Below are 25,916 nucleotides of genomic sequence, written 5' to 3' on the forward strand. Positions count from 1 at the left end.
AAGCCGATGAATGATAATTCATCGGCCAATGCCAGAAAGAAGGGAAGTTCTCAGGCTACCTTCCTACTGTAGTTTTAATGCCATCAATCACAATAAAACTTTCAAAGTTATGAAAAAATCATTACATGTACTTAGTATGGTGGGGAAATATTACCTATACGGCTTCTTTCTGCAGCTGTTGTGTCTAAACCTGATGTACGCGTCTCCAACCAAGGGGCAAAGTTCTCTGAATATTAGCGAAGTTTATTTGAGTTTAGACCTCAAAGATGCGTCCTTGACAGAGTCCTTTAACAGGATAAAAAATGAAACATCTTTTTTCTTTATCTATGATCAGGAATTGGTAGATGCATCACTTCCTGTAAACCTACAGGTAGAACACCAAAGCTTAGAAAATGTGTTGTTGTCACTAGCTGCAAGCCACACACTTTCTTTCAAGCAAGTAGACAATAGAATTAGCGTCAAGGTGGCCAAAAGAAATAGTGAAGAAAAAAAGGTTGAAGTCGATATTACCATTCGTGGAATCGTCTCAGATTCCAATGGTGAGCCTATTCCTGGAGCAACCGTTTCTGTTCAGGGAACATCTATAGGTACTGCTACAGATATTGATGGCAAATATTCACTTTTAGTACCTGAGGGTGCTACTTTGGTATTCTCATTTATAGGCTTTGAAACACAACAGATTGCAGTTGGCGATAGAAGCGTCCTAGACGTAAGTTTAAATGAAGAAATGTCTTCATTGGATGAATTTGTGGTTGTTGGATATGGTACGCAGAAGAAGGTTAATTTGACTGGATCGGTGGATGTAATTTCCAGTGACATGTTAGAAGACCGACATGCGGCAAATGTTTCCCAGTTATTGGTTGGAACAACGCCAGGGTTGAACTTTGGTTTTGATGACAACGGATACCAGCCAGGCGCAAAAGCCTCTATAGATATTCGTGGAATTGGATCTCTGAATGGAGGAGCGCCATACATACTGATCGATGGCTTTCCTGGAGACATGAACTCCCTTAATCCAGAAGATATAGAATCTATATCTGTATTAAAAGATGCTGCGGCATCCGCTATATATGGTGCAAGAGCTCCCTATGGTGTGGTGCTTATCACAACAAAATCTGGTAAGAAGAATTCAAAGATAAGGGTTAACTATTCAGGAAGTATGAATTTGGTAACACCTGCTAAGTTGCCAGGAACTTTAGATTCCTACACCTACTCTCGTGTACTCAACGAGGCAGCATTAAACAAAGGCTCTTCCTTAAAGTTTAGTGAGGAAACCATTGACAGGGTTATCGCCTATCAAGAAGGGGATTATGATTTTATACGCGCACAATTTCCTGCAGATTTTCCTGCTGGTGATGTGACCAACTGGTCCGCTTTTCCTGCTCCTGGAGGAGGGTGGCACGGTGGAAATGGTGACGGTCATGCCAACAATGATTTTTGGGACCTGGCTACTGGGCCTAATATGGGACAATCTCATAACTTCTCGGTACAGGGCGGATCTGATAAAACTTCCTATTACCTATCAGCAGGTTTTACAAATCAGGCAAGTTCCTTTACATGGGCTGATGATTATAACAAGCGTTATAATCTGACTGCTAAAGTTAAGACTGCGCTGACTGATTGGTGGGATTTAAGATTTGAAACGCGTTTAACGAAAAACAACCGTCATTTCCCTACTGGGGCAAGACCTGAATCTATTGATTCGTACAATGCCCTTCTGCACATTATTTACAACACAGCACCAAAGCAAGCAGTGTTCGATAGTTTCGGGAATCAAGTTCAGAGCAGCGTGAAAAGCTTTTTTGAAGCTGGAGCGAGTAATGATGAGACTACAGAAAATTGGCAAATCATAGGCACGGAATTGAGACCATTAAAAGGATGGAAAATTAATGCCGATTTTGCCTATCAATCCACTGATTTTTATGGGCTGCATGATGGTAGAGAATTTGGCGAAAAAAATTGGCTTACCGGAGAACAAACCAGTTCTTGGGTAGCGAGTCAGGTCAATGAATACCATGCAAGTGATTATTACTGGAGTTCTAATATATTCTCTTCTTATGAGTGGAGTCTCAATGAATCCCATAATTTCATGGTGATGGCAGGAGGACAATATGAATCAGCCAAATACCGTTCCTTGACAGGTCAGGCTAGAAATTTAATTGTACCTGATATTATTTCTTTAAATACCGCTACAGGTGATCCATCACTCAATGAAGGATTAAGTCAATGGGCTACTGAAGGTTATTTTGGTCGTTTAACCTATAACTATAAAGAAAAATACCTTGTAGAATCCAATGTGAGATATGATGGAACATCTAGGTTTTTGGAAGGTAAACGATGGGGTTTCTTCCCTTCATTTTCAGCCGGCTGGGTTGTGAGTAATGAAGACTTTTGGACGCAATCATCAGGCTTTATCAACACTTTAAAAATTAGGGGGTCATGGGGTCAGCTAGGGAATCAAAATGTATCTGCTTACCAGGATTTGGCGTTGATTCAACTTTCTAAAAACCTGCTTAACTGGCTTCCTGGTTACAATCAAACTGGACAGGTTGGATACACGTTGACGCCTTCTTTGGTAAGTCCTTCATTGACTTGGGAGAAAGCTGCCACTACTAATATTGGTATAGACATGGAATTTCTTGCTAACAAACTTGGAGTTAATTTTGATTGGTTTGAGCGAAATACTACTGATATGATCGGCCCATCTGAGACTTTGCCAGGGGTACTCGGAGCATCTGTTCCACGCTCTAATAATTCTGCCTTGAGAACCAGAGGTTGGGAATTGTCTGTAAAATGGAAGGAAGTTGTTAATTCTGACTTAAGTTATTTTGTTGGTTTTAACCTCTATGATGCCAAGGCGGTTGTAACAGAATATAACAATCCCACTGGTTATTTAGGATCCTGGCTTGTTGGTCAAGAAGTAGGTGATATCTGGGGATGGTCTTCCAATGGATTGTTCCAGTCTCAACAAGAGATTGACAATCATGCTGACCAATCTTTTATTTATAATTTATGGAATCCTGGAGATGTAAAATATGATGATCTTAATGGTGATGGAGTAATAAACAATGGTCAAAATACTATCGATGACCATGGGGATTTAATGCTTCTTGGTAACTCCAGTGCACATTATCAATTTGGGGTTAATTTTGGAGCCAATTATAAAGGCTTTGACTTTTCCATGTTGTGGAAAGGTACTGCCAAACGTGATAAAGGCATGAATTATAATGATTATGCCTATTATGGATTTCGACGAGCAAATTGGTCTCAACCAAAGTGGGATCACTTGGATTATTACAGAGATACTCCAGGTACTAAATATGTAGGTTTATATGAAGGAGATGCGAATATAAATACTGATGCATTCTATCCACGCCCTTATGAGGACAATGCCTCTAATGTTAAAAATCAAACCTATAATTCTCGTTATTTAGGTAATTTCGCCTATTTAAGATTGCAAGATGTTCAGTTGGGATACAGTATTAATGATGCTGTAATTAGTAGATTTGGATTGAGTAAAGTAAGGGTTTACCTCTCAGGATCTAATCTCATAACGTTAAGCCATTTGCCCATAGGTATGGACCCAACCTTGCCTTCTGGAGGATATCGTGACAGCACTGGAAAAGACTACAGAGCGGATCGCATTTATTCTATGGGCTTGAACGTTACCTTTTAATCTCCTCTCTACAAAACTTATTTAAAATGAAAAATACATTAAAAATAATCTATATTTTGACATTTTTTTCAGGTTGGTCTTGTACAGATTTTCTAGACAAGCCCCCTCTGGATCAAATTGGAATTGATGAATACTGGAAGTCAACAGTAGATCTCAAAAATTATACCGCTAAGTTTTACGAGAGCCTGCCTTATCATGAAAACAGCATGTCGACTGTGGGACGCGAGGATGCAGCTAATAATATAACTTATAGAACTGCAAATTCTAAATTGAATGGTGAAACGACTTTGTCTACTGGTTCTTGGCAGAGTGGCTTCGCGCCGGTAAGAAGTATAAATATCTTTTTAGACAATTACAGCAAATGTGAAGATGCCTACAGCTCGTGGAAGCAGTACCTTGGTGAAGCCCAGTTTTTTAAAGCTTGGATATATTTCGATTTAGTCCAAACCTATGGGGACGTACCCTGGTATACACATGCTTTGACTCCTGATGATGAAGCTGAGTTGATTAAACCGCGTGATTCTCGAATAGTGGTTGTGGATTCTATTTTGAATTTGTTGGATAAAGCGGTAATTAATTTAGAAACTAAAGCGGAAGCCCCTTGGGGTAATAATTCGATAAATAAAGAAGTAGCCTTGGCTTTTAAATCTAGAGTAGCCTTGTTTGAAGGGACTTGGCAGAAGTACCACAGCGGTGATGAGTTTGGTACAGCAGGAGCTGATCCAGATAAATATTTTCAAGCATCTGTGGATGCAGGAAGCGAATTGATAAATGGAGATTACAGTGTAGGGATCTATTCTACTGGTAATCCTGAGGAAGATTATTATGACTTATTTGGTACTGGAGACATGGGAGGCATAGATGAGGTATTATTGTATAGGGCATACAATGTGGGTGAATTTATTGGTCATAATCAAAACTATTATGGCACTACTACCCCTTCGGAACTTGGTGCAACCTGGTCCTATGTAACGTCCCATTTAGGAAAAGACGGAAAACCAATGGATTATATGGCCATTTCTCAAAGTGTAAAAGGCAATGATTTCCTGGAGATGCTTGCCAGTGATGTGGATTTAAGATTAAGACAAAGCATATGGATACCTGGAGATGTACAACATTACCCATCCAATGTAGTGTTTAATTCTCCACCTCTATTTGCAGGAAGCCGTGAAAACAACCCTACTGGATTTCAAATCAAAAAATACACCAATCCTTATCAAGAGTTAGGTTATGCCAATGCAAATGATGCTGGTCGGATTATATTTAGGTATGGAGAAGTTTTGTTGAACTATGCTGAGGCCCTGGTAGAATTGAATGGAACTGTTGCTTATGATCAATTGAACTTATTACGTGCCAGAGTAGGAATGCCTCAATTTGAGGTTTTGCCTCAAGATGCCGATCCTAATAAAGTAGATTATGGTTATCCAGTTTCTGATGCACTGTACGAGATTAGGAGGGAAAGAAGGGTAGAATTGGCATTTGAGGTTTTAAGAGAGCAGGACTGGAAGCGTTGGGCTGCACATGAGTTGTTTTTAAACATGCGCCCTAAAGGATATCCTTTTAATAGCGCAGAATTCCCAACTGAAAATCCAATATTGGACGAAAATGGACTCGTTGATCCATTGCAAATTGAATTGCCAAACGGCTATAATTTTAATCCCAATAGGAATTATCTTGAAAGTGTTCCTCAAACAGAATTGACATTAAATCCTAACCTGGATCAAAATCCAGGTTGGTAAGATTTGTTTCTACACGGGAGAATAAATTCAATTTTTTTGACACAGTAAATTCGATATATGGATCAAATGAAAAATAGAGAAAATCCGGGCTTATTGGCCCGGATTACTCTTTTGAAATTTCTACCAATTAAAGCCCTGTTTTACGGCCTGATTCTCTTTTTAGGCAGTTGTGTCCAAAAAGAGGTTAAGGTTTTTTGTATTGGAGACTCCACAATGAGTCATTATGACCTAAAAAAGATGGAGGAGAGCTATGGAGGCCCCGATTTTCCGAGAAGAGGATGGGCCATGGCGCTTTCGGCATACTTGAATGACAATGCGGAAGTAAGAAATATGGCGGTAAGTGGCAGAAGTTCCAAGAATTTTAGGGCTCAAGGTTATTGGGATAAAGTATTGGAGGAGATTCAGGAAGGGGATTTTGTTATCATCCAATTTGGACACAATGATGAAAAAGAAGAAGATACCACAAGATATACTGAAGCTTTTGGAGCGTTTAAAGACAACTTAATTCGGTATGCAAAGGAAGCGGAAGAGCATGGTGCTTTTCCTGTTATAGCTACCTCTATAGCGCGCAGGAAATTTAATGCAGAAGATCAGCTCGTAGATACGCACGGTGACTATGTATTGGCCTCTCGCGAAGCGGCTAAAGAAGCAGGTGTTCCAATGATAGATTTAAATCAAATGACCACGGATTATTTAAATCAATTAGGGCCTGAAGAGTCCAAGGAATGGTTTTTACATATAGATCCGGGGGTTTTTGAGAAGTTGCCGGAAGGAATGGAAGACAATACCCATTTAAGCAAACAAGGTGCTTGTGCAGTTTCGGGACTGTTTGCCGATGGACTTGAGCAATCGAAAAGCGCCTTAAAAAATTACCTGCTAGACCAAAAACCTGATTGCAATATTATACCTTAAAGAAAATTGATTATGAAAGTAATAAAAAAAATAACGGGAGGATTGCTTCTATTAAGCATGCTGTTTTTTGCCCAAAATAATGAAGTCTTGGCCCAGCAATTTAAAGCCGGAGCTTCAATTACTGATATTACTCCGCATCTGGGACATCCTATTGTTGGGAATTACAACTCTCCTCCTGCAACCTATATTCATGACCCTCTAAGTGTTAGAACCCTTGTCCTGGATGATGGTGTGAAGGAATTGGTATTTGTGATTGTGGATAATGTTCATATTAATCGGGAGGTTTTTGATGCTGCTAAAGCAATGCTAGATCGAGATTTAAATATTCCGACAAAAGATGTAATGATGGCCTCAACACATACCCATTCAGGGATAAGCCTTAATGGAGAAGGGTTAAAAAGCATATCTCCCGAAATAGGAGTTGCTCTTGATGAATACCAGAACTTTGTTGTCAAAAGAATGGTAGATGGAGTAAAGATTGCCAGAGAAAACAAAGCGTTAGCAAAAATTGCCTTCGGAAGTGTAGATGTTCCGGAGCATGTATTTAATAGAAGGTGGATCATGAAGGATTCAGTGCTGAATCCCCTGGGACAATTGGAAATAGCTAAAATGAACCCTGGACATAGCAATGCTTTACTTCGGCCTGCAGGTCCGGTAGATCCTGAGGTGGCATTTATTGCAGTAGAATCTCAGGAAGGTACTCCCATAGCCTTGTTGGCCAACTATTCATTACATTATGTGGGTGGAGTGCCTAAAGGGCATATTTCCGCAGATTACTTTGCTGCTTTTGGGAATCGAGTGGGTGAACTATTGGAAACAGGGTCTGGTATTCCGGCTTTTGTAGGGATCATGACCAACGGTACATCAGGAGATGTCAATAACAACGACTATTCCAAACCTCGTGGGGAATCGTTACCTCCTTATGAAAAGATGCATTATGTAGCCAATGATGTTGCCGATAAAGTACATCAAAAATACAAAGAGTTGGATTTTCAGTCAGAAGTTAAACTAGGCTCAGCGCTTTCAGAAATGACCCTTACTGTGAGACGGGCCTCTCCTGAAATTCTTAAAAATATAGCCCTGGTTAGAGATTATAATGGTTCAGAGCCTATGTTTCATAGATTGGAAAAAACCTATGCTAGTCGTGTCTTTAATATGGAATCATCCTACCCTGATTCTGTACAAATCGTTCTGCAATCTTTTGCCATCAACGATATTGGAATCGCTTCCATTCCCTTTGAGGTTTTTACCCAAATTGGATTGGATATCAAGGAGCAAAGTCCCTTTAAAAATACCTTTACCATAGAATTGGCCAATGGTTCTTACGGTTATTTACCAACTCCTGCTCAACATAAATTGGGTGGTTATGAGTCTTGGCTAACAACCAATAGGGTTCAAAAAGATGCTTCGGATAAGATCACGGCCGAGCTAATCAAGCATTTCAAGCAATTGAAATAAATCGATTTTTTTGGTTTATCCAAACAAATAATCTATGAAGCTACTAAAAGTATTAGTAATTGGAATACTCTTGATGCAATCCAATATAGGATGGTCACAAAGTCAGGGTGATGTTCTGGATTCCGGCGTGGAAGTAATTGACAGTTATCACTATAGCAAGGCATTCTCAAGCAATAGAAGCTATCGCATTTTTTTGCCACCAAACTACCGTGAAACCACTGAAAAAAATTATCCTGTGATTTATTTTTTTCATGGTTGGGCACAGCGGTATTTTGGTTCAATGGGCGAAGGCTATTCAAATTATGATTTTGGGGATGAGAATGATGGAGACAATATTGAGAAATTTGTTTCCGAAAATGATGTCATTGTATTAAAGGTGGATGGTTTGAATCAGTTCAAGGTTGAACCTATTAATTTAAGCCCTTACAATGTAAGCCTTGTTTCTACCTTTCGTCAATTTCCTGAATATTTCAAGGAGCTTATTGGATACATTGACAGTCATTACCGTACAGTTCCCGATAGAACCCACAGGGCGGTATCGGGACTCTCGATGGGGGGCTTTATGACTTTTTGGCTAGCAGCAAAATTACCCGATTGGGTAAGTGCTGCAGGGAATTTTTGTGGGTCAACTGAATTTTCAGCAGGCCTTCTTGATTTTCCAGTGAGGTATGCGCATAGCGATATGTATGATAACTTCAAAACGATCAGTTTGCGGATGCACAATGGAGACAGTGATCGGTTGCGGTTTTATCATGAAGACATGAATCGTTATTTGTTGAATGCCGTTCCCCATTATCAGTTCAAGCAGTATGAAGCCTCACATGTGACCTGTGGGATGGGGGATATGTTTCATTTTCTGAAAGATGCTTTTGAATCTCCTTTGCCATTACCTGAGAAATGGGATTATATAGATATCTATCCCTATTTTGAAATATGGGATTATAAGATAGAAACATCTAGAAATCGCTCCGGCTACACCATTTTAAGAGATGTCAATAAAGCTGGTTTCTACCTAGCTGTCCGAAATTTTCTGCACGAGGGTGAATTGATGCCCAATGTAAAGGTGCAGGTTTTAACTGCTCCAATTTATAAAAAGAATACTGAATATAAAGTGACTGACATAGATGTCCGCACGATGGAAAGTGAACAATATGTCATAAAAAGCGATGCTTCAGGCAGGTTGAAATTGACTTTAAATGGGAGTGAACATCAGATTGGGATCGGCCTTTCTCCTAGCATGCCAAACCTTTCGATGTCCAATATCAAAATAGAGAATATGGACTGGGCAGAAAGTGGCCAAGTAGTAGAATTCTCTATGAATGTGCTGAACAAAGGATTTGCAACAGCTGAAAATGTCATAGCAGAAATAAATCCCATAAGTGAGGGGCTAGATATAGTGTCCGGTCAAGGCAAGATTAAGGACTTGGAACCCCAAGAAGAAGAAAAAGTAAATGGAATCTTTAAGGTCAGAAACAATCGAATGGGTTATGATATTGCGAAGTTTCAAGCTGATTATGCTGATGACAAAGGCAATACATGGAAGGAGGAGTTTGAGATACTATTCAAAGATCCAGTAGATGAAATTACCGATTTTGTGATAGCTGATGGAAAAGAATTCACCATCGTGAAAGAAGCAGTGGACTCGGTGACTATGGTTGTGGGTGCCGGAAATGGAGATGGTATTGCAAATCCCGGAGAAACCATTGTTATACTGGCCAAAGAACAGGGGAAGTATTTGCGAACAGATGCTTATACTATCAATGAATACATCAATCCAGATAATGTGAGCATTCGGATTGCCGATCCTTGGCAAGAATATGACCATATTGGAGGGACAGTAAAATACACAATGCCGGTGTTAAGCGGAGAAATTCCAGAAGGTGAGAAGATTCCTTTTTATGTGGAATACTGGACACCGGGGGATATAAGTGGGCAGCATATCATTCACAAAGGTAAAATTAATATAACCGTGAAAGGTGAAGACAAGACTGCCCCGGTGGTGCAATGGGTTCAGGTGCTAAACGATGAATTGATAGAAGCAAGAATTTATGATGGTACATCAGTGAATAAAGTCATGCTTACTTTATCTCCTAATGAGGAAAAGTCAACTTTGAAACATGTTAACTGGGACTTGGTACCTTCTACTTTTTCCATCGAATTAAAAGATGATGGTTTAGGACAAGATGCTGTAAAAGGAGATGGGATTTATAGTGCAAGAATTTCCGGAAAGCCGACCTATTTCTATGATTTATCTTTTGAAATAAGTGATTCATTGGGGAATCAAGGAAAGTATGTCCGAGAGGAGGCTGTTTTTTTTAAGGAAACTCGATGGAGATAGGTATTGAAAAAGGAAAAGGTATTATTTAGGGTGATAATTTTTTGATAAAAGGGGCGGTTTATAAAGCGGTCCCTTTTTTTGAGGTCAGTAATATTGATCTTACATTTTTTAGGTCATTGATTTTTTACTTAAGCAAAAATTTGAAGTGGTTGGGTGCCTATAGCATATTGTATTAATCTTGGTTTATGGATTAATTGCTCTATTTTAATCTTCTTTTGGGAATTTTGGGCCAAAGCCCTTAAATATCCTATTTCTTTCGACCCCCTCCCAGCTATAGATGGAGTTATTGATATTGGGGGATTTAATCGATCGAGTTTGGAATACATTATATCCAAGCTTCATCTAACTCCCTCAATAGGAACGGCCTGTAGCCCGTTTATTAATAGCAATACTAATTCTAAAATTAGAAGGAGGGGTTTTTGTAGGTAAGGATTTGAGTCTTTGATAGTGTTTTCTTGCCATTTGAAGATTAATTTCCGATTTTTCTTCTAAGGCTAGCATTTTATTAAGTATAATCGCATATGAAAAAAAGTATAGTATTGCTTGTTCTGTGTTTGATCAACACCCCTTTGCTGGCTCAAAACAAAAAGCCAAACATTCTGATTATCATTACGGACCAGCAAAATGCCAAGATGATGAGTGCTGCTGGCAATGAGTGGTTGGAAACGCCAAATATGGATAAACTGGCCATGAAAGGCATGCGGTTTGAAAAAGCCTACGTAACCAACCCGGTTTGTTCTCCTTCCAGGTTTAGTATTTTTACTGGACATTATCCAACTGCAATTGACATGCGGCACAATGGGAGTAAACTAGATATTCCCACACTTCAGAGAATAATTCCCAATGCAATGGGCCACACTTTTGCAAAGGCTGGCTATGAAACTTTCTATGGTGGCAAATCTCACCTACCCGGGGCAAAAAATGAGGTGTCCATTTATGGCTTTAATACCTTTATCTCTAAGGATGAAAGAGACGATTTGGCAAAAGAAAGTGCAGCTTTATTGCTAGATAGAAATTCAGATAAACCTTTCATGATGGCTTTGAATTTTATCAATCCTCATGACATCTGTTACGAGGCCATCAGACAATTCCCTCCGAACAACAGACCTCCTGCTGATGTTCCGGTGCCTTTATTGGAAGCCATTTCGATTCCAGATTCAATTAGCGAAAATGATTTTATAGCCAAATATGTGCCTCCTCTGCCGGCTAATTTTGAACCAACTTCACCCGAACCATCCGCCATATATGATTTGAAAGCACTGCATTCTTTTACTATTGATGCGCGGGAAAACTGGACGGAAAGAGATTGGCGCATGCACAGGTATGCCTACCATAGATTGACCGAAAACGTAGATGTACAGATAGGGACGGTATTGGATGCTTTGGAATCGTCTGAATTTGCAGAAAACACCATCGTGGTTTTTACCTCAGATCATGGTGAAATGAGTGCTTCCCATAGGTTGGAACACAAAACAGTCTTTTATGAGGAGTCTTCAAATATCCCCTTGGTTGTTTGGTACAGAGACATGGTCAATGCTAATTCATTGGATAATGAAAACATTATTTCCAATGGCTTAGACCTATTCCCTACACTCTGTGACTTGGCGGGGATTTCCACTCCTGAAAATCTGCCGGGTGTTTCATTTGCGGCCTTAATAAATGGCCAAAAATTCAATTACAGTCCAAGGGAATACTTGTTTATGGAAAATGAATTGGGTTTTATGATAAGGGGTAATAACCTAAAATACACGCTCTATGACAATGGAGATGAGCTGTTGATTGATCTTGAAAAAGATCCGGGTGAGATGATTAACCTCGCTAAAGTCCCCTTATACCATGACAGAAAAGAGAAACTTAAAAAGCTACTTGAAGTGCATATTGAAAAGGCAAATCACTAGCTATCCTGACGTCTTGTAGTTTTGAGCAATTTTCAAATCCTGCTTCATCAAATGAAATAAATCGGCAATAGGTTATGAACGGAGCGGTTTACTAGGATAAAAACATTAAATTTTGGAGGTTTTAGGTTTTGTTCATTGAATGAATTATTCACATGAAAAACCCAATCTACAGCATGGGATTGAACACTGCTAGGTTTTAAACAACATCCAATGATTAATGTAAACCCAATTAAACCTCTTAAATCACGGTTCCTTTTGGCTATTTCAACCTTGGCCATTTCTGTTTTATTTGCTTGCGAAAGCAAAGAGCTGGTGTACCATTTCGATCCTAAAGACAATAGCAATATCGTTTTTATAGGAAACACCTTTGCTGACAGGCTTCAGAACAACAATTATTTTGAAACGCTTTTGTACAAGAGTTTTCCAGACAGAAACCTTAAAGTAAGGAACCTGGCCTGGAATGCCGATGAAGTGAACCTTAGGCCCAGGTCTTTAGGTTTTGGCACATTAGATGATCACCTACAACAGCAGGAAGCAGATTTGATTTTTGCCTGTTTTGGTTTAAATGAAGCTTTCAAAGGGCAAGAAGGCCTGTCCGATTTCAGCAAAGACCTACAAGATTTTCTTTCCCACTTACAGCAACAGCAATTCAATGGTAAAAATAGCCCTCAAATTGTATTGGTTTCACCCATTGCTCAGGAAGATAAAGGAGGCTTTTTACCCGACCCCACGCTAAACAATCAAAACCTCTCCATGTACACGAAAGAGATGCGAAAGGTTGCAGCAAGTTTAAACATTCCTTTTATTGATTTGTATCGTCCTACTAAGGACTGGATGGGTGCATCAGCGCCACTAACATCCAATGGAATTCACCTTACCGACAAAGGGTATTTAATGGTTAGTGAGTTCATGGCTAAAGCATTGGGCTTTCCAGTTGCTTCTTGGGAAAATGATCCTTCTTTTGAATTTCTTAGGGAAGCAGTAGCCAAGAAAAACCAACATTTTTTTTACCGTTTTAAGGCGCAAAATGGTGAATACATCTATGGTCGCCGAAAGGATTGGTCAGGAGGAGAGAAATTGAAGGAGGAAAACAAGTTGATTGATACCATTATTGAGCGACTGGACAGTGTGGTATGGAATGGAAGTGCAGCCAATTCCCTGGCAGATATCGAGAAGGCCAAAAGAATAATAAGCTTTAATCAGGGCATGAAAAAGCCAGAATCTCAGCCGACTACTCAGGAAGAACTTGAAAAAGCCAAGTCCCAGTTTGTGCTTCAAGAAGGGTATGAAATTGAACTGTTTGCTTCTGAACTGGATTTCCCCATCGCCAATGCCGTTGCAATAACTTTTGACCCAAAAGGGAGAATGTGGGTGTCCAGTATGCCTTCTTATCCACAATACACGCCTGGGGATATGCCTTTGGATAAACTCATAATTCTTGAAGACACCAATCAGGATGGCAAAGCCGACAAACATTCCATTTTTGCAGACAGTCTGTACCTACCACTGGGATTTGAACTGGGTGATGGGGGAGTGTATGTGACCCAGGCACCTGATTTGGTCCATTTGATGGATACGAATGGTGATGGAAAAGCTGATTCCAGAAAGATATTATTTAGTGGTTTGGGGACAGAAGATTCCCATCATAGCTTAAGTGCTTTCACCTGGGGGCAGGACGGAGCATTGTATTTCCATATGGGTACTTTCTTGCACTCGCAAATTGAAACGCCCTATGGTCCGCGAAGGGGTGCTTATGGGACTACCTGGAGGTATGAACCTTATACCATGAAGTTGGAGCCCAATATCTCTTATCCTTATGCCAATCCCTGGGGCAATGTATTTATGCGTGATGGAACACACCTAGTGGCAGATGTTTCTACAGGGATGAATTATTTTGCTCCACCACTTACCGTGGACATTGAATATCCCAAAAAGCACATGGTGATGAAAGACTTTCTGAATTCCCCAATAAAACCCAAAACCTGTGGGATAGAAATCATATCGAGCAGCGCATTTCCTGAAAATGCCCAAGGTAATGTTTTGTTCAACACCTTTATAGGTTTTCAAGGAGTGAAACAGCATGTAGTTAGGGAGGAGGGTAGTGGCTTTCAAGCAGATGAAACGATTCCACTTCTCCAGTCCAAGGATCCAAATTTTCGCCCTGTTGATTTGAAATTCGGTCCCGATGGCGCATTGTATGTGGTGGATTGGTACGATGCCATTGTCCAACACGGGGAGCAAAATTTCCGTGATTCTTTAAGGGATTCCAGCAAAGGCAGAATTTGGAGAATTAGCCACAAAGACAAGGATACCCTAAAGCCAATAGACATGACGAAATTGGATGTCAGTGGACTACTCGATCAGCTTAAGGTATATGAGGACAGGGAAAGGTATAGGGCCAGAACGCAGCTGAGGGAATATGAATGGGAGCAGGTTTTTCCTGTACTTAAAACTTGGGTTGATCAATTGGATCAAAAAGATCCAAATTCGGAACATTTGAGAATGGAAGCCTTATGGGTTTATCAGCAATTTAACCGCTCTAACCTCTCCTTATTAGAGGAATTATTGGATAGCCCTGAAGCCCCAATAAGAGCGGCTGCAACCAGGGTCTTGCATTATTGGAAGGATGAAGTTGATGATGTGCAACGAAAATTTAAAATTCTATCCAAAGATACTTCCCCTCGCGTTCGTTTGGAAGCTGTTATAGCATTGAGCCATTTTGAAAATGAGGCCACGGTGAATACCTTATTGGAGGTTTCAGCTTTACCAACGGATGATTACTTGGATTATGCTTTGAAGGAATCTTTTAAGCACCTGAAACCAGTATGGATGGAAATGTTCAGGAGAGACATAACTTTTTTAGCGGATGAACCTGAAAAAGCGGCAAGATTACTCAGGCCTTTGGCTTCTAAAGCAGAATTGAAAGTGCCTGGTTTTATTACGGACGACCCCAAGTACCCACAATATGGAGTGGCAGCACTTTCAGAGCAGGACTTTCAAGATTTGGAAGGAGTGACCGCAGTAACGAACTTTAAACAAAGTCATTTGGACCTCTTGTATCCAGGAGAGGAATCACGGGTTTTACAAAAGACTGCTGATAATAAAAAAGGTGAAATTGTAATTAACCTAAGGACACTTCCAGGGAAAATGCTTTTTGATAAAGAGAGCTTTGAAGTGACAGCAGGAAAAACGGTTTCCATCCTTTTTGATAACAAAGATCAAATGCCACACAACGTTTTGATCCTTGAACCGGGAACGTCTGAAAAAGTGGGAACAGCTGCAGACAATATGGCCAGTTTGGAAGATGGGTATGAAAAGAACTTTGTGCCGGATTTGAAGGAAGTATTGTTTTTTACCCCTTTAATTAACTCCAATCAGGTGTTTCAACTGGACTTTACTGCCCCTGACAAGCCAGGTGATTATCCATTTATTTGTTCCTTTCCAGGGCATTGGAGAATGATGAAGGGAGTGATGCGGGTTACGGAAAATTGATCTGGAAACATTCCCAACTAAAAATAGTCTTGCCTTCTGCTTTCATGGACGAATCGAAAAAAAAGCCTATTTAGTAATTGTCATACTTAATAGGCCCTTAAAAACTTAGGTTCTAAATACTATTTCTTAAAAAGCTCCCTGCTTAGATCATTGTTGAATTTTATATTGGACCAGTCTACCGTTATCCAAGGTTCATCGGATACTTCTGCTTCCCAAGTGGATTTTTTGTAGCGTCGCTTGGTCGGTATGAGTAAATCTTCTATTTGCTCGTATTCGAGCTCCATTAACATTGGCGTATCTATTACTCCTGCATCTACTACCGTAAAAAGAAACTGGTCTACCAACTTTGTGTCTTTGTTGATGTATATTTGATAAATATCAGTGGCCCTGTCTTCTGCTGATTCAAAAGTGATTTTGACAATGTCATAGGCATTGTCATTTACCGTTTTTTCTCCGATGTATTCATAATTAAGACCAGGATCCAATAATTTCTGAAACATGGTAAACCAATAGAAATTGGTAGGCCTGTTGAAAGCGACTCTTTTCAATGAGGTCGTGTCTGTGATGATTTTTCCTTTGTGCTTTAGCCAATACTCTTTGCCATCATAACCCTGCTCAATCGGCCCTTCAAGATTGGCTAAAGTTCGCTCGTGAGGCTGATATGCCCCATAGGAGAGTTCTCCATCGAAGACATACTTTTCTGTGGAGATATCCGCTTTTCCATCAGGGGTCTGGTATTTATAAGAATATACAACATCTTTGTGGTTCGCAAGGGTATTGTAATCACCCACTCTTTGCACCATTTCATAAACCAGCTCATGGCCCTTGTTTTGAAAAGAGGTTTCAATTTCAGTGGATTGTTCTTTCCCATTGCAAGAAATGAGAAAAGCGTTTATTATTGTCAGCGCAATTAAATTTAGTTTCATTTTGTATCTATTAATTGTTAGGGTTATATCATTGCACCATTTGCGCCTAATACTTGTCCGGACACCCATTTTGAGTCATCGCTTGCCATAAACAACACGACTTTGGCAATGTCCATTGGTGTTGCCAATCTGTTAAAGGCATTCATGGCGCTTAGCTTTTCTATAATTTCAGGAGTTTTGCCTTTTAAAAACAACTCAGTTTCTGTTGGCCCAGGAGCTATTGCATTTACGGATATTCCTCGACCTATCTCTTTGGAGAAAACCCTAGTCATCTGTTCCACGGCAGCTTTAGAGGCCGAATACAGCGCATAAGTGGGGAACATCAATTTCACAGTACTGGAAGAGAAGTTGATTATTTTTCCATTGTCTGCGAGTTTGCTGTCAGCCTCTTGCAAGGTATTGAAAACGCCCCTAACATTGATATCAAATTGCCAACTAAAGTCCTCCTGTGTAAAGTCTTTTAGTTTTTTTGTGATCATAACACCTGCATTGTTTACCAGCACATCCACCTTTCCGAAAGCTTTTATCGTTTCGTTAAATAACTGAGTGACTTCTTCTTTTTTGCTTACATCTGCTTTAATGGCTAAAGCCTGACCACCGTTTTTAACTATCGTGTCAACTACTTTTTGTGCTTCAGGCATGCTATTGGAAGAATTTACGATAACTTTTGCGCCATTTTCAGCTAAAAGTAGCGCGATTTCTTTTCCAATTCCTCTGGATGATCCTGTTATTATGATTACTTTATTTTCTAGTTTCATGGCTGTAGATTGAAGGTGGGAGGTGCAAAATTAGGTAACTAAATTATTGATTTTTTTCTGGTTATATTTTCTCTTTGTTTTAATAACGCGGTACCTAAAATCATCGTAAAATAGACCACTTAATAAAATTATTGCACCAAAAATTAAAGTGTTTAATTCAAGACCAATTCTTGAGTAAAGAAATCCTCCTATAAGTCCACCAGCAAAAAAGAAAAGTATAATGAAAATACGGAGTTTAATCGTGGCTTTAATCTTTTCTCTGTTGGGGTGTTGTTTTGGAAATAACAATTGGGACAATTCTATGCCTAGATCCGTAAAAAGCCCGGTCAAATGGGTGGTTCTTACAACGGCATTTGAAATTTTGGTAACAAATGAGTTTTGTATACCCATTGCAAAAAGAAGCAAGCAGGCAATTACATCTGGGTGAGTTATAACCACAAAATTACTCATCAAGGCAATGGATAATAAAATAATGCATTCGATTATTGTGGGCAATACAAAGACATTCAATTTTTTGTTTCCCCTATAATTTTCAATTAAAAAGCTTGATAAAAAGGAACCGAAGAGGAAGGCAAAAATATAAAGGAAATAGATGGTACCCTTCCAAAATTCAAAATTGGATAGGTCATTTATAAACAAGGCAAAGTGACCAGTCACATTTGTGGTCAACTGCTTTATGGATAAAAATCCGGTAACATTAACAATGCCAGCTACAAAAGACAAAAAAGTAGCAATTTGCAAATTGTGCTTGAAGGTTCTGCTTTTGCCTTGGTGTCTAAACATTTAAATAATATTTAGGGTTTGATTAAGGCAATTTAATTAATATTTCGCCATCGCTTGAGAATGAAAAGAAACAATGAAAAAGGAAGGCCATAGGTATAATCCTAAGGCTTTCCTTTCTATTCCTAAGCTTTATTAACTTAGTCTTTTTAATAAAAGTTCAGCGGCCAATTCCGAAGAAGCCGGATTTTGACCAGTGATCAATAAGCCATCTTCCACTGCATAGGAGGCCCAGTCATCGCCTTTGGAATAGACTCCACCATTTGCTTTTAACATGTCTTCTACCAAGAAAGGCACAATGTCCGTTAATTGAACACCTTCTTCTTCGCCATTGGTGAAACCAGTTACTTTTTTACCGCTAACTAAAGGTGTGCCGTCTGCATTTTTTGTGTGTTTAAAAATGGCTGGCGCATGGCATACAGCAGCTACAGGTTTGTTGTTTTTTATAAAATCTTCTATCAGGGTGATTGCGTTTTTGTCTTCTGCTAAGTCCCATAAGGGCCCGTGACCACCTGGAAAGAACACCGCATCATAATCTCCTTGATTTACCTTGTCTAATTTCACAGTGGAGGACAGGATAGCTTTTGTTTCTTTATCTTCATTGAACCTTTTTGTCGATTCAGTTTGGAAGTCAGGTTCCTCGCTCTTGGGGTCTATAGGAGGTTGTCCGCCTTTAGGGGAAGCCAAGGTAATTGAAATGCCATTGTCTTTAAGTAAATAAAAAGGAGCTGCGAATTCTTCAATCCAAAAACCAGTTTTTTCTCCAGTTTTTCCCAATTTGTCATGGGAAGTCAATACAAATAATACTTTCATTTTTTTCGTTTTTAATTGCTCCCCTACTGTACTTCAGGCTTTCTAAAAAAGCTACTGAAGCTTGTGTCAAGGGAATTGTATACTTATCATTCTTGAAACCGATGATTTTTATAGCAATACGATACTATAAAATCATCGGAAACAAGTGGTTACGTTTTGATTATTGCTTTATAGCCTAAATTTTCACTATCATTTTTCCTTTGTTTTTTCCTTCGAAAAGGTCTAAAAAGGCCTGTGGTATGTTGTCAAATCCTTCTTGGATTGTTTCAGTTGCGTGCAATTTTCCTTGTTGCAACCATTCTGCCAACTGCTGGCCACCTTCAACATGTTTGTCTGCATAATCAGAAACGACGAATCCCTGCATTAAAGCACTTTTCTTTACTAGGAAAGGTTGCACGCTTAAGCTTTTAGGCTTCTCAGTTTTATTATAAACAGATATCGCGCCACAGATTATAGTTCTCGAGAACTTATTGATATTGAGCAGAACTGCATCTGATATCTCACCACCGACATTGTCAAAATAAACATCAACACCATCAGGACAAGCACTTTTTATTGCCTCCACCATGTTTTCAGTGGTGTTATAATTGATACCTTCATCAAATCCGAATTCAGAAGTAAGCATTTTCACTTTTTCATCAGTACCAGCTATTCCCACTACACGTAGCCCTAGTATTTTACCAATTTGGCCTACTACAGATCCTACTGCTCCGGCTGCTCCAGATACGAGAAGAGTTTCACCTTTTTTGGGTTTACCTATCTCTCTCAATCCAAGAAAAGCAGTAAGTCCAGTCATGCCAATGATTCCCAAGTAGGCAGAAAGGGGTGCCTTTTCAGGGTCAACCTGTCTAAGTGCATCTTCTTTGGCTACCTGTGTTTCCTTCCATTGTAAGGAACCAATTACATTGTCTCCTTTGGTGAATTTTGTACTTTTTGATTCCAAAACTTCAGCAATTATCCCTGAAGAAATTGGTTCATTAAGTTTGAAAGGAGGGATGTATGATGGGGCATCACTCATCCTTCCCCTTAAATAAGGGTCTACAGAAACATATTTTGTAGCTAACAAAACTTCTCCATCTTGCAAGTCTGGGTTTTCAGAAGTAGTAAATTCAAAATCTGATAAGGCAGGAGCTCCATGTGGTCTGCTTTTTAAATTAATCGTTTTTGTAGTAGTCATGTTTTTTTATTTAAATTTTAATACTGTTCCAAGCCATTTCATAGGCTTCGTTAATGTTTTTCGGCTTGATTTCTAACCGATCCCGTTGTTGTAATAGAAAGGAAATCGGGTAGATGCTAAATGCATAAAGCAAATAAGGAGAAACTTGTTTTATGACTCCTTCTGCTTGTCCCCGTCCCCAAAGCTTCAGCAGGGGGCTTAAATGCTTCAATCCTTCCTTTCTGCTGGGCTCATCGATCATCGGGGTATTGTCACATTGAGATAAAAACAGGGACTCTTCTATTTCATTCAGCTTGAACTTGGCTATGTTCTTCCATATTTTTTCAAAGCCAATTGCTATTGAAGCGTCCTCCTTATAATCTTTAAAAGCAAATTGCGTGAAGGAAGCCTTGACCTCAATGTATACCTGATTTACTAAGTCCTGTTTGTTTTCAAAGTATAGGTAAATTGTCCCAGGGGATACTCCAGCCATCTTTGCAATCTTCGACATTGGCGTAGCATGAAAACCATTGTTGTTGACAAGTTGAATTGTCGCTTTTACCAATGCCTCTCTTTTATTCCTAATTTTAATACTACCGTTCATTTTTACCTTGTTGGAATACTTACTCAACGGAAAATAATGAATGAACGTTCATTTTATTTTAAATATTTTCCTAATTCATTAAATACAGGGGATTTTTTATGAGAGGTTTAAATCAAATTGCAAGCCCAGCGGCTGAGCGGAGCCGAAGCCAAAGGGTAACGAATACGCAATACCTACCCCTTCAGCTCCGCTCAAGATCTGGGAACTTGTATCAAGGGTGATTTGTATGAATTAGGGTTTTAAATTGATTCTTAGGTTTTTGCATTGGCAATCAATTGTCCAGCCTGGAAAGGGCATGAATAGAGAGTAGTTCAAATCTAAGGTAGGGAAGAGGACAGAGGGATTTCAACAAGAATAATGAGTTTTGCCCAAGTGGGCAGTGTATTCGTCAAGCTCAAGTAAGTACTATATAACTTTTGTAAAAGCTTAATAGGGATAGAAAGTGGATTAGTTTAGGTGTATTTCTCTTTTTCGGAAATAGGAAGTAATCTCGAATCTTCCAATGCAGCAGTCCTGTGTCCTGCATATTTCAAAAATTCTTTCTTTTGAGAAAAGGATATGAAAGCGCTAGCTGATTGGTGTTCAACCAATAAAATGGCGCCCCACTTCTCAGCTTCCGGTCCAATTATAAAATTATTGCATTCTCCATAAAAGAGAATGCGACTTCCAGCCTTTTCCAAATGGGGAAGGGTCTTGTCCATATAGCGTTGATAGGCTTGCGCTCCTGAAATCGGATCGCTAGTTTTCAAAACTTCCAGATTGGTGTAGTCAGCCACTGCTTTAAACTTCAGCAGGTTCATCATTACCACTTTTCCTTTGTCATTAAAATTTTTGTAAAAGCGGATTCCAGTTTCTGTTGTAGGCTCTAGATATTTCCCCATTTTTTCTTTTGATTAGTATCTGGTTAATTTCAATAAATACCTCAAGGTGGTATTTAGTTAGTTCAGAGTGTTTTCGAACTTGAACTTTTCATTGCCTTTCCATTATTCAATGGATAAGTACTTTGTTATAACCTCGTACTGCTTGTCTATTACAGATTGGTTAAAACCATGGGCAGCATTTGGTAAAAGAAAGTAGGCTTTATTTGGCGCAGATATTTTATCAAAATAGGCCTTGTTTAACTTCATGGATGTCAATATATCTCCCTCTCCTTGAATCAAAAGGATGGGTAATTTAAAGTGCAAAGCATCTTCGCCAAAATCAATGCCAGAAACCATAGAAATTATGCCTAAACTTTCTTGCCCAACGAGGTTGACAAAGGAATAATCATCTCCATTAAAACGGTCTTCGCTGTCTTTTTCATTGTCATATCCTGATGCCAATTGAAACCAAGAAGCAGGGGCTGGGGTTTCCCTTTCTGCCTCGTATTTTTTTATAATTCTCAGGAGTTTGCCATAATTTTTGGCCTCCTCATAAGGTGGTCTTCCAAATAAATCCAGCATTTCTTTAGTCTCTTTGTCCTTATGATCTCTGGCCAATTCAAAAACAGTTTCGTAAGCATCCTGAATATTTTTTGAAAAATTAACGATTTGGGCATGCCCTACATAAGCGTGGAATAGGGCTGGTTTATTCAAAGCCATTTTTGTAGCCAAAACCGATCCCCACGAAGAGCCAATAAGGATTACTTTCTTCTTGTTTAGGTGATTTAGAAGGTATTGAGTGAGTGCTATTCCATCATTGGTCATTGTTTCCACTGACAAGGGATGATTGATTAAAAATGCTTCATCAAGTTCTTTCGGTGCGTTTCGGCCGTAAGTTCTCCCTGCGCCTCTTTGGTCCCAATGGACCAGAATAAAATCCTTAGTCCAATTGGCATACATATTTTGTTCAAATTGACTTTGCGTGCTTCCAGGACCTCCGTGAATAAAAAGAACTATTGGCTTACTGGCATCCTCTCCTTTTATCGTAACCCATTGTTCAATCCCACCTATGCTGACATATTTCTCCTCAGCTATCCTTTGACCATGGGCAATCGTAATTGAAGTGAAGACTAATAAGAATAAATGAAAAAGGTATTTATTTCCCATTGTTTCCTGTTTTTTATTTCCAATAATATTTGATACCGGAGGAGTACATTACCTTATGTAATCCTTGATTTCTGGAAAGTCTGATATAAACCTATCTGCCATGGCTTTTGCGCCAATTTCTGCTGGGTGCACACCATCCTTTGCCAGCATGCCTGCTTTCCAGTTTCCTTCACCATCGGATACAGCTTCATCAAAATCGATGTATCGATATCCTGATGCCCTTACAAAATCATTCTTGCCTCTATTGTTTTTAATTTCTACTGTAGGCACTGTCGAAAGGATTAAGGTTACATTGTGCTTTTCACAGAGATCCATTACCTTTTTTACATAGCTTTTCCATTCCTCATTGGCGATCCTATCGGTATCGCTAGTGTCGTTCATTCCTAGGCACCAAACAGCATATTTTGGTTTGTTAACAGAAAAAGCAGCATTGATAAAATCGTAGGAATCTTTGGATTTACCCCCTGGCAATCCATCACATAAAAATTGATAGCCCGCATCATGGATATAATAGGGCCACCTGGAAGAACTGGCACTGTTCACATAGCTGTCTCCAAAAACAAATACATCAGACATGTAATCCTCGCAAATAAATTCAAAACTGTTCACGTTTATCACCGTGCCTGATGAATGAATAAAGGGTTGGTTCATTCCTATAAAATCAGAGGAGAAGGTTAAAGTGTCCTTTTCGTTGATTATTGTGACGGTGCTAGAACTCAGGCCTCTTTCAATTTCAATGCTTATGTCATTTTTTAATTTTAGCTGGTGCTTGAATGCGGTTCTAGCGGTAACATTAGTGACCCTGTTGGCTATGATACTGTCGGGAGTGATGATCAGGTTACTCGTCAGGTACCTGCCACTACCTTTACCAATGGTAAGGGTGTCAAATTTTACAATATTCCCACTAAAAGCGATGGTGTAAAATTGCTTAATAGAAGAATTTACCAATTTGTATTCTTCACCATCACCAAGGGTAAAGTTGCTTAGCTTCTGTTCATGCAATTCAACTTCTCCTTCAGCCTCTATGAGTTGTTTAGGTAGCGTGTTTGAATTTTCCTTAAAATTGAACCCAATAATAAAAGTAAAAGTCAAAAATAGGGTGACCAATAGTGTTAATTTATAGCTTAAATTTACGTTCATTATTTAATTTCCTAAGTGTTTTAAATGCCTAATAATAAGAAGGTTTGGAAAGGTGAATATAGCGTAAAAAGTTGACCGTTCCAACGCTACATAAGCCATTTTGGGATCGGAAGAGGTCATGAAGTAAGACAAGTAGAAAATAAGAGGATCATGTGGGAGTTAAGTGTTTAGATTTTTTTTAGATAATTCCAATGCTTTAGAGCTTGATCTATTTGGTGGAATACAATGCATTGATTTTCCGTTGCCCTTCTTCTGCAATTTTTTTGGTCATTCTATCGGCGTTTTCAAAATACAAATGTGCTTTGACAGTAAGCCCGCAATAGCGATATATTCCATTATCGGAAGTTAATGATATAGCTTTATCCATTCCAATGGCCTTGTATTCGTCTTTTGATTTACCCTGAGTATTGATAATTATTACCTGCTTATCCACTAGAAGCCCTTTTTGTATGCCTTGATCATATCGATAGGCAAAACCATAGCTGAAGACCCTGTCGATATATCCCTTAAGCATAGCTGGTAAACCTGTCCACCAAATTGGGTGGATAAACGTAATGCATTCTGCCCAATTGATCTGTTCTTGTTCAAATTTCACATCTTCGGATACCTGTCCATTCCGTTGCTCAGCCATGTCCTCATAGGAAAGAACTGGATTGAAATTTATCTGGTACAAATCCCGTGTCACAATTTCATTTTCATTCTTCAGCAGATACGCTTGCAAATGGTTTTTGAAATAGCCATTCAAACTTTGAGGATTGGGGTGGGCATATATTATTAAATGTTTCATTGTCCTTTTTTTGGTTATTGAACCAAAAGTAGGGCTAGGAGGTTTGAGAAAATTGTAAGAAAACGAAACTAGGGTTTTACCGTGCAAATGTCTTGTTGGAACTTCAGGTATTGCGTGGGGCTAAGATGGATATAATGTTTGAAATCATGGATAAGTTGGCTTTGGTCGTAAAAGCCACATTCTTCAATGATTTCAAACCAATCGATTTTGGACGATTTGGCAGCGATATTTTGCAGTTGTTCCATCGCTTTCAAAAAGCGTTGAAAGCGATTCATTTCTTTAGCCGAATACCCAAACTGTTTTTTATATTGGAGTTGGATGTTTCTTTCGCTTTGTTTTTGTTGGCTTGCAATGGTTTTTATGGTATGAAGTGCTCCATTCTTGATTTTTGCCAATTGTTGGACAATCACATTCCTTTCTTTCAGGTAGGGCTTACAAAAATCAAGAATGTATCCTATCCGATGGTTTACATTCCTTATTTTGTCAAGTTCAGACCACAGTAGGCTAAAGCAATTTCCATCTGTCAGATCATCAGGATTAAGGGAGTGGTTTTCGGATAGTGCAACACTTCCGAAAAAACGGTAGAAGGCATCTTCCTTGAAATTGGCAACCAAAATTTCAGCTTTAGCAGGTAAAGTATAATCAAAAGCTCGTTTTATAGGGCCTAAAACAAGGTGTTTGGCTATTTCGATAGATGTTTGTACTTGTGAATAAAGTATTGTATTTGTACCAAAATTAAAAACCAAAATGGTTTGGAAAGAAGGGAGGAGGGTTTTGGTGACAGGTTCGGCACTTGTATTTTCGGCAAAATAAAAATGAGAAAAAACTTCTTTGAAGTCCGGCGGCACTTCTATTCGAAAGTGATGGTATTTCTCGTCCTCTCTGATCATTTTTATCTCTTAAAATTTTATCGGCTTTTGTATAGGCCTGAAAGTTGATAGGAAGCGTTCAGTTGGGTAAATTTGAAATCATAAGCTCCTTGGAGCCTAAAGTGAAGCCGCACAATTTCAGCCTCGTTTTTTGAAGTATTATGCCCAAGAGAAATGTAATCAATGATATTGTGAGAAGTCTGAAGCTTGTTCAATTCCCACAGATTGGAGGTCCTTTTCATGATATTCGTAGCTTGTTACATCTTTTATCTTGTCCAAATTGGGTGGATAATTTCTCTGGCCTTGCTTTTAGTTGCTAAAACCAGAAATAGTAATCAATTGAATGCTGAAATTGAAAATTGCCTGGTTTTCTTGCGAGTGCAATATTTCGAGAATAATCGAAAAATCCTATTGCATCATTCCATCTAACCCTTTTATCAAATACAGAAATCCCCATAAATAAATGGAGTTGGATCATCCCGAACTCCCAAGCCCCAACCTTTAGATTTGATAAATGTTAATATTCTAAGATTACTGTTTTAT

19 protein-coding genes are annotated in these 25,916 nt (G+C 39.0%); 7 read left to right on the top strand and 12 right to left on the bottom strand.

What is annotated here, in order from left to right:
• Positions 1-109: 109 nt before the first annotated feature.
• The 7 genes from AAC073_RS23690 (at position 110) to AAC073_RS23720 (ending at position 15,513) form a co-directional block, all read left to right on the top strand.
• Positions 110-3,676 (top strand): TonB-dependent receptor, encoded by a 3,567-nt coding sequence (locus AAC073_RS23690; RefSeq protein WP_339926267.1) that lies wholly within the window; start codon positions 110-112, stop codon positions 3,674-3,676.
• A gap of 26 nt (positions 3,677-3,702) precedes the next feature.
• On the top strand, positions 3,703-5,415 hold the full coding sequence (locus AAC073_RS23695; RefSeq protein ID WP_339926268.1) for a RagB/SusD family nutrient uptake outer membrane protein: 1,713 nt from the start codon (positions 3,703-3,705) through the stop codon (positions 5,413-5,415).
• 66 nt (positions 5,416-5,481) lie between these two features.
• Positions 5,482-6,327, top strand: a complete 846-nt coding sequence (locus tag AAC073_RS23700) for a rhamnogalacturonan acetylesterase (RefSeq protein ID WP_339926269.1) — start codon at positions 5,482-5,484, stop codon at positions 6,325-6,327.
• A 12-nt stretch (positions 6,328-6,339) separates the two neighbouring features.
• A complete protein-coding gene (locus AAC073_RS23705; protein WP_339926270.1) occupies positions 6,340-7,785 on the top strand; it encodes a hypothetical protein in 1,446 nt (481 codons plus the stop codon).
• A gap of 34 nt (positions 7,786-7,819) precedes the next feature.
• A complete protein-coding gene (locus tag AAC073_RS23710; RefSeq protein WP_339926271.1) occupies positions 7,820-10,123 on the top strand; it encodes an alpha/beta hydrolase-fold protein in 2,304 nt (767 codons plus the stop codon).
• Between the two features lie 521 nt (positions 10,124-10,644).
• A complete protein-coding gene (locus tag AAC073_RS23715) occupies positions 10,645-12,021 on the top strand; it encodes a sulfatase-like hydrolase/transferase (protein ID WP_339926272.1) in 1,377 nt (458 codons plus the stop codon).
• 210 nt (positions 12,022-12,231) lie between these two features.
• Positions 12,232-15,513 carry a PVC-type heme-binding CxxCH protein gene (locus tag AAC073_RS23720; protein ID WP_339926273.1) on the top strand — a complete coding sequence of 1,094 codons (3,282 nt, stop codon included), beginning with the start codon at positions 12,232-12,234 and terminating at the stop codon, positions 15,511-15,513.
• A gap of 119 nt (positions 15,514-15,632) precedes the next feature.
• Here the strand turns inward: AAC073_RS23720 and AAC073_RS23725 are convergent, their stop codons facing one another.
• The 12 genes from AAC073_RS23725 to AAC073_RS23780 all read right to left on the bottom strand — a co-directional run bounded on the left by AAC073_RS23725 (position 15,633) and on the right by AAC073_RS23780 (position 25,615).
• Positions 15,633-16,439, bottom strand: coding sequence for a DUF6503 family protein (locus tag AAC073_RS23725; protein ID WP_339926274.1), 807 nt, complete (start codon positions 16,437-16,439; stop codon positions 15,633-15,635).
• A gap of 23 nt (positions 16,440-16,462) precedes the next feature.
• Positions 16,463-17,197: an SDR family oxidoreductase gene (locus AAC073_RS23730; protein WP_339926275.1), complete on the bottom strand. Its 735-nt coding sequence runs from the start codon at positions 17,195-17,197 to the stop codon at positions 16,463-16,465.
• A gap of 30 nt (positions 17,198-17,227) precedes the next feature.
• Positions 17,228-17,980 carry a YoaK family protein gene (locus AAC073_RS23735; RefSeq protein ID WP_339926276.1) on the bottom strand — a complete coding sequence of 251 codons (753 nt, stop codon included), beginning with the start codon at positions 17,978-17,980 and terminating at the stop codon, positions 17,228-17,230.
• A gap of 132 nt (positions 17,981-18,112) precedes the next feature.
• Positions 18,113-18,790, bottom strand: a complete 678-nt coding sequence (locus AAC073_RS23740) for a type 1 glutamine amidotransferase domain-containing protein (RefSeq protein ID WP_339926277.1) — start codon at positions 18,788-18,790, stop codon at positions 18,113-18,115.
• 175 nt (positions 18,791-18,965) lie between these two features.
• Positions 18,966-19,967, bottom strand: coding sequence for an NADP-dependent oxidoreductase (locus AAC073_RS23745; RefSeq protein ID WP_339926278.1), 1,002 nt, complete (start codon positions 19,965-19,967; stop codon positions 18,966-18,968).
• 10 nt (positions 19,968-19,977) lie between these two features.
• Positions 19,978-20,550, bottom strand: a complete 573-nt coding sequence (locus AAC073_RS23750; protein ID WP_339926279.1) for a TetR/AcrR family transcriptional regulator — start codon at positions 20,548-20,550, stop codon at positions 19,978-19,980.
• A 452-nt stretch (positions 20,551-21,002) separates the two neighbouring features.
• The gene (locus AAC073_RS23755) at positions 21,003-21,431 is read right to left on the bottom strand and encodes a DUF1330 domain-containing protein (protein ID WP_339926280.1); all 429 of its coding nucleotides are present in this window, start codon (positions 21,429-21,431) and stop codon (positions 21,003-21,005) included.
• 102 nt (positions 21,432-21,533) lie between these two features.
• Positions 21,534-22,577, bottom strand: a complete 1,044-nt coding sequence (locus AAC073_RS23760) for an alpha/beta hydrolase (RefSeq protein WP_339926281.1) — start codon at positions 22,575-22,577, stop codon at positions 21,534-21,536.
• 48 nt (positions 22,578-22,625) lie between these two features.
• The gene (locus tag AAC073_RS23765) at positions 22,626-23,717 is read right to left on the bottom strand and encodes a hypothetical protein (RefSeq protein ID WP_339926282.1); all 1,092 of its coding nucleotides are present in this window, start codon (positions 23,715-23,717) and stop codon (positions 22,626-22,628) included.
• A 208-nt stretch (positions 23,718-23,925) separates the two neighbouring features.
• Complete coding sequence (locus AAC073_RS23770; protein WP_339926283.1) at positions 23,926-24,504, bottom strand: NAD(P)H-dependent oxidoreductase; 579 nt, start codon at positions 24,502-24,504, stop codon at positions 23,926-23,928.
• Between the two features lie 68 nt (positions 24,505-24,572).
• Positions 24,573-25,394 carry an AraC family transcriptional regulator gene (locus AAC073_RS23775; protein ID WP_339926284.1) on the bottom strand — a complete coding sequence of 274 codons (822 nt, stop codon included), beginning with the start codon at positions 25,392-25,394 and terminating at the stop codon, positions 24,573-24,575.
• A gap of 17 nt (positions 25,395-25,411) precedes the next feature.
• The gene (locus AAC073_RS23780) at positions 25,412-25,615 is read right to left on the bottom strand and encodes a hypothetical protein (protein WP_339926285.1); all 204 of its coding nucleotides are present in this window, start codon (positions 25,613-25,615) and stop codon (positions 25,412-25,414) included.
• Between the last annotated feature and the right edge of the window lie 301 nt (positions 25,616-25,916).

The organism is uncultured Cyclobacterium sp. (assembly GCF_963977555.1).
In the GTDB taxonomy this organism is placed as follows: domain Bacteria; phylum Bacteroidota; class Bacteroidia; order Cytophagales; family Cyclobacteriaceae; genus Cyclobacterium.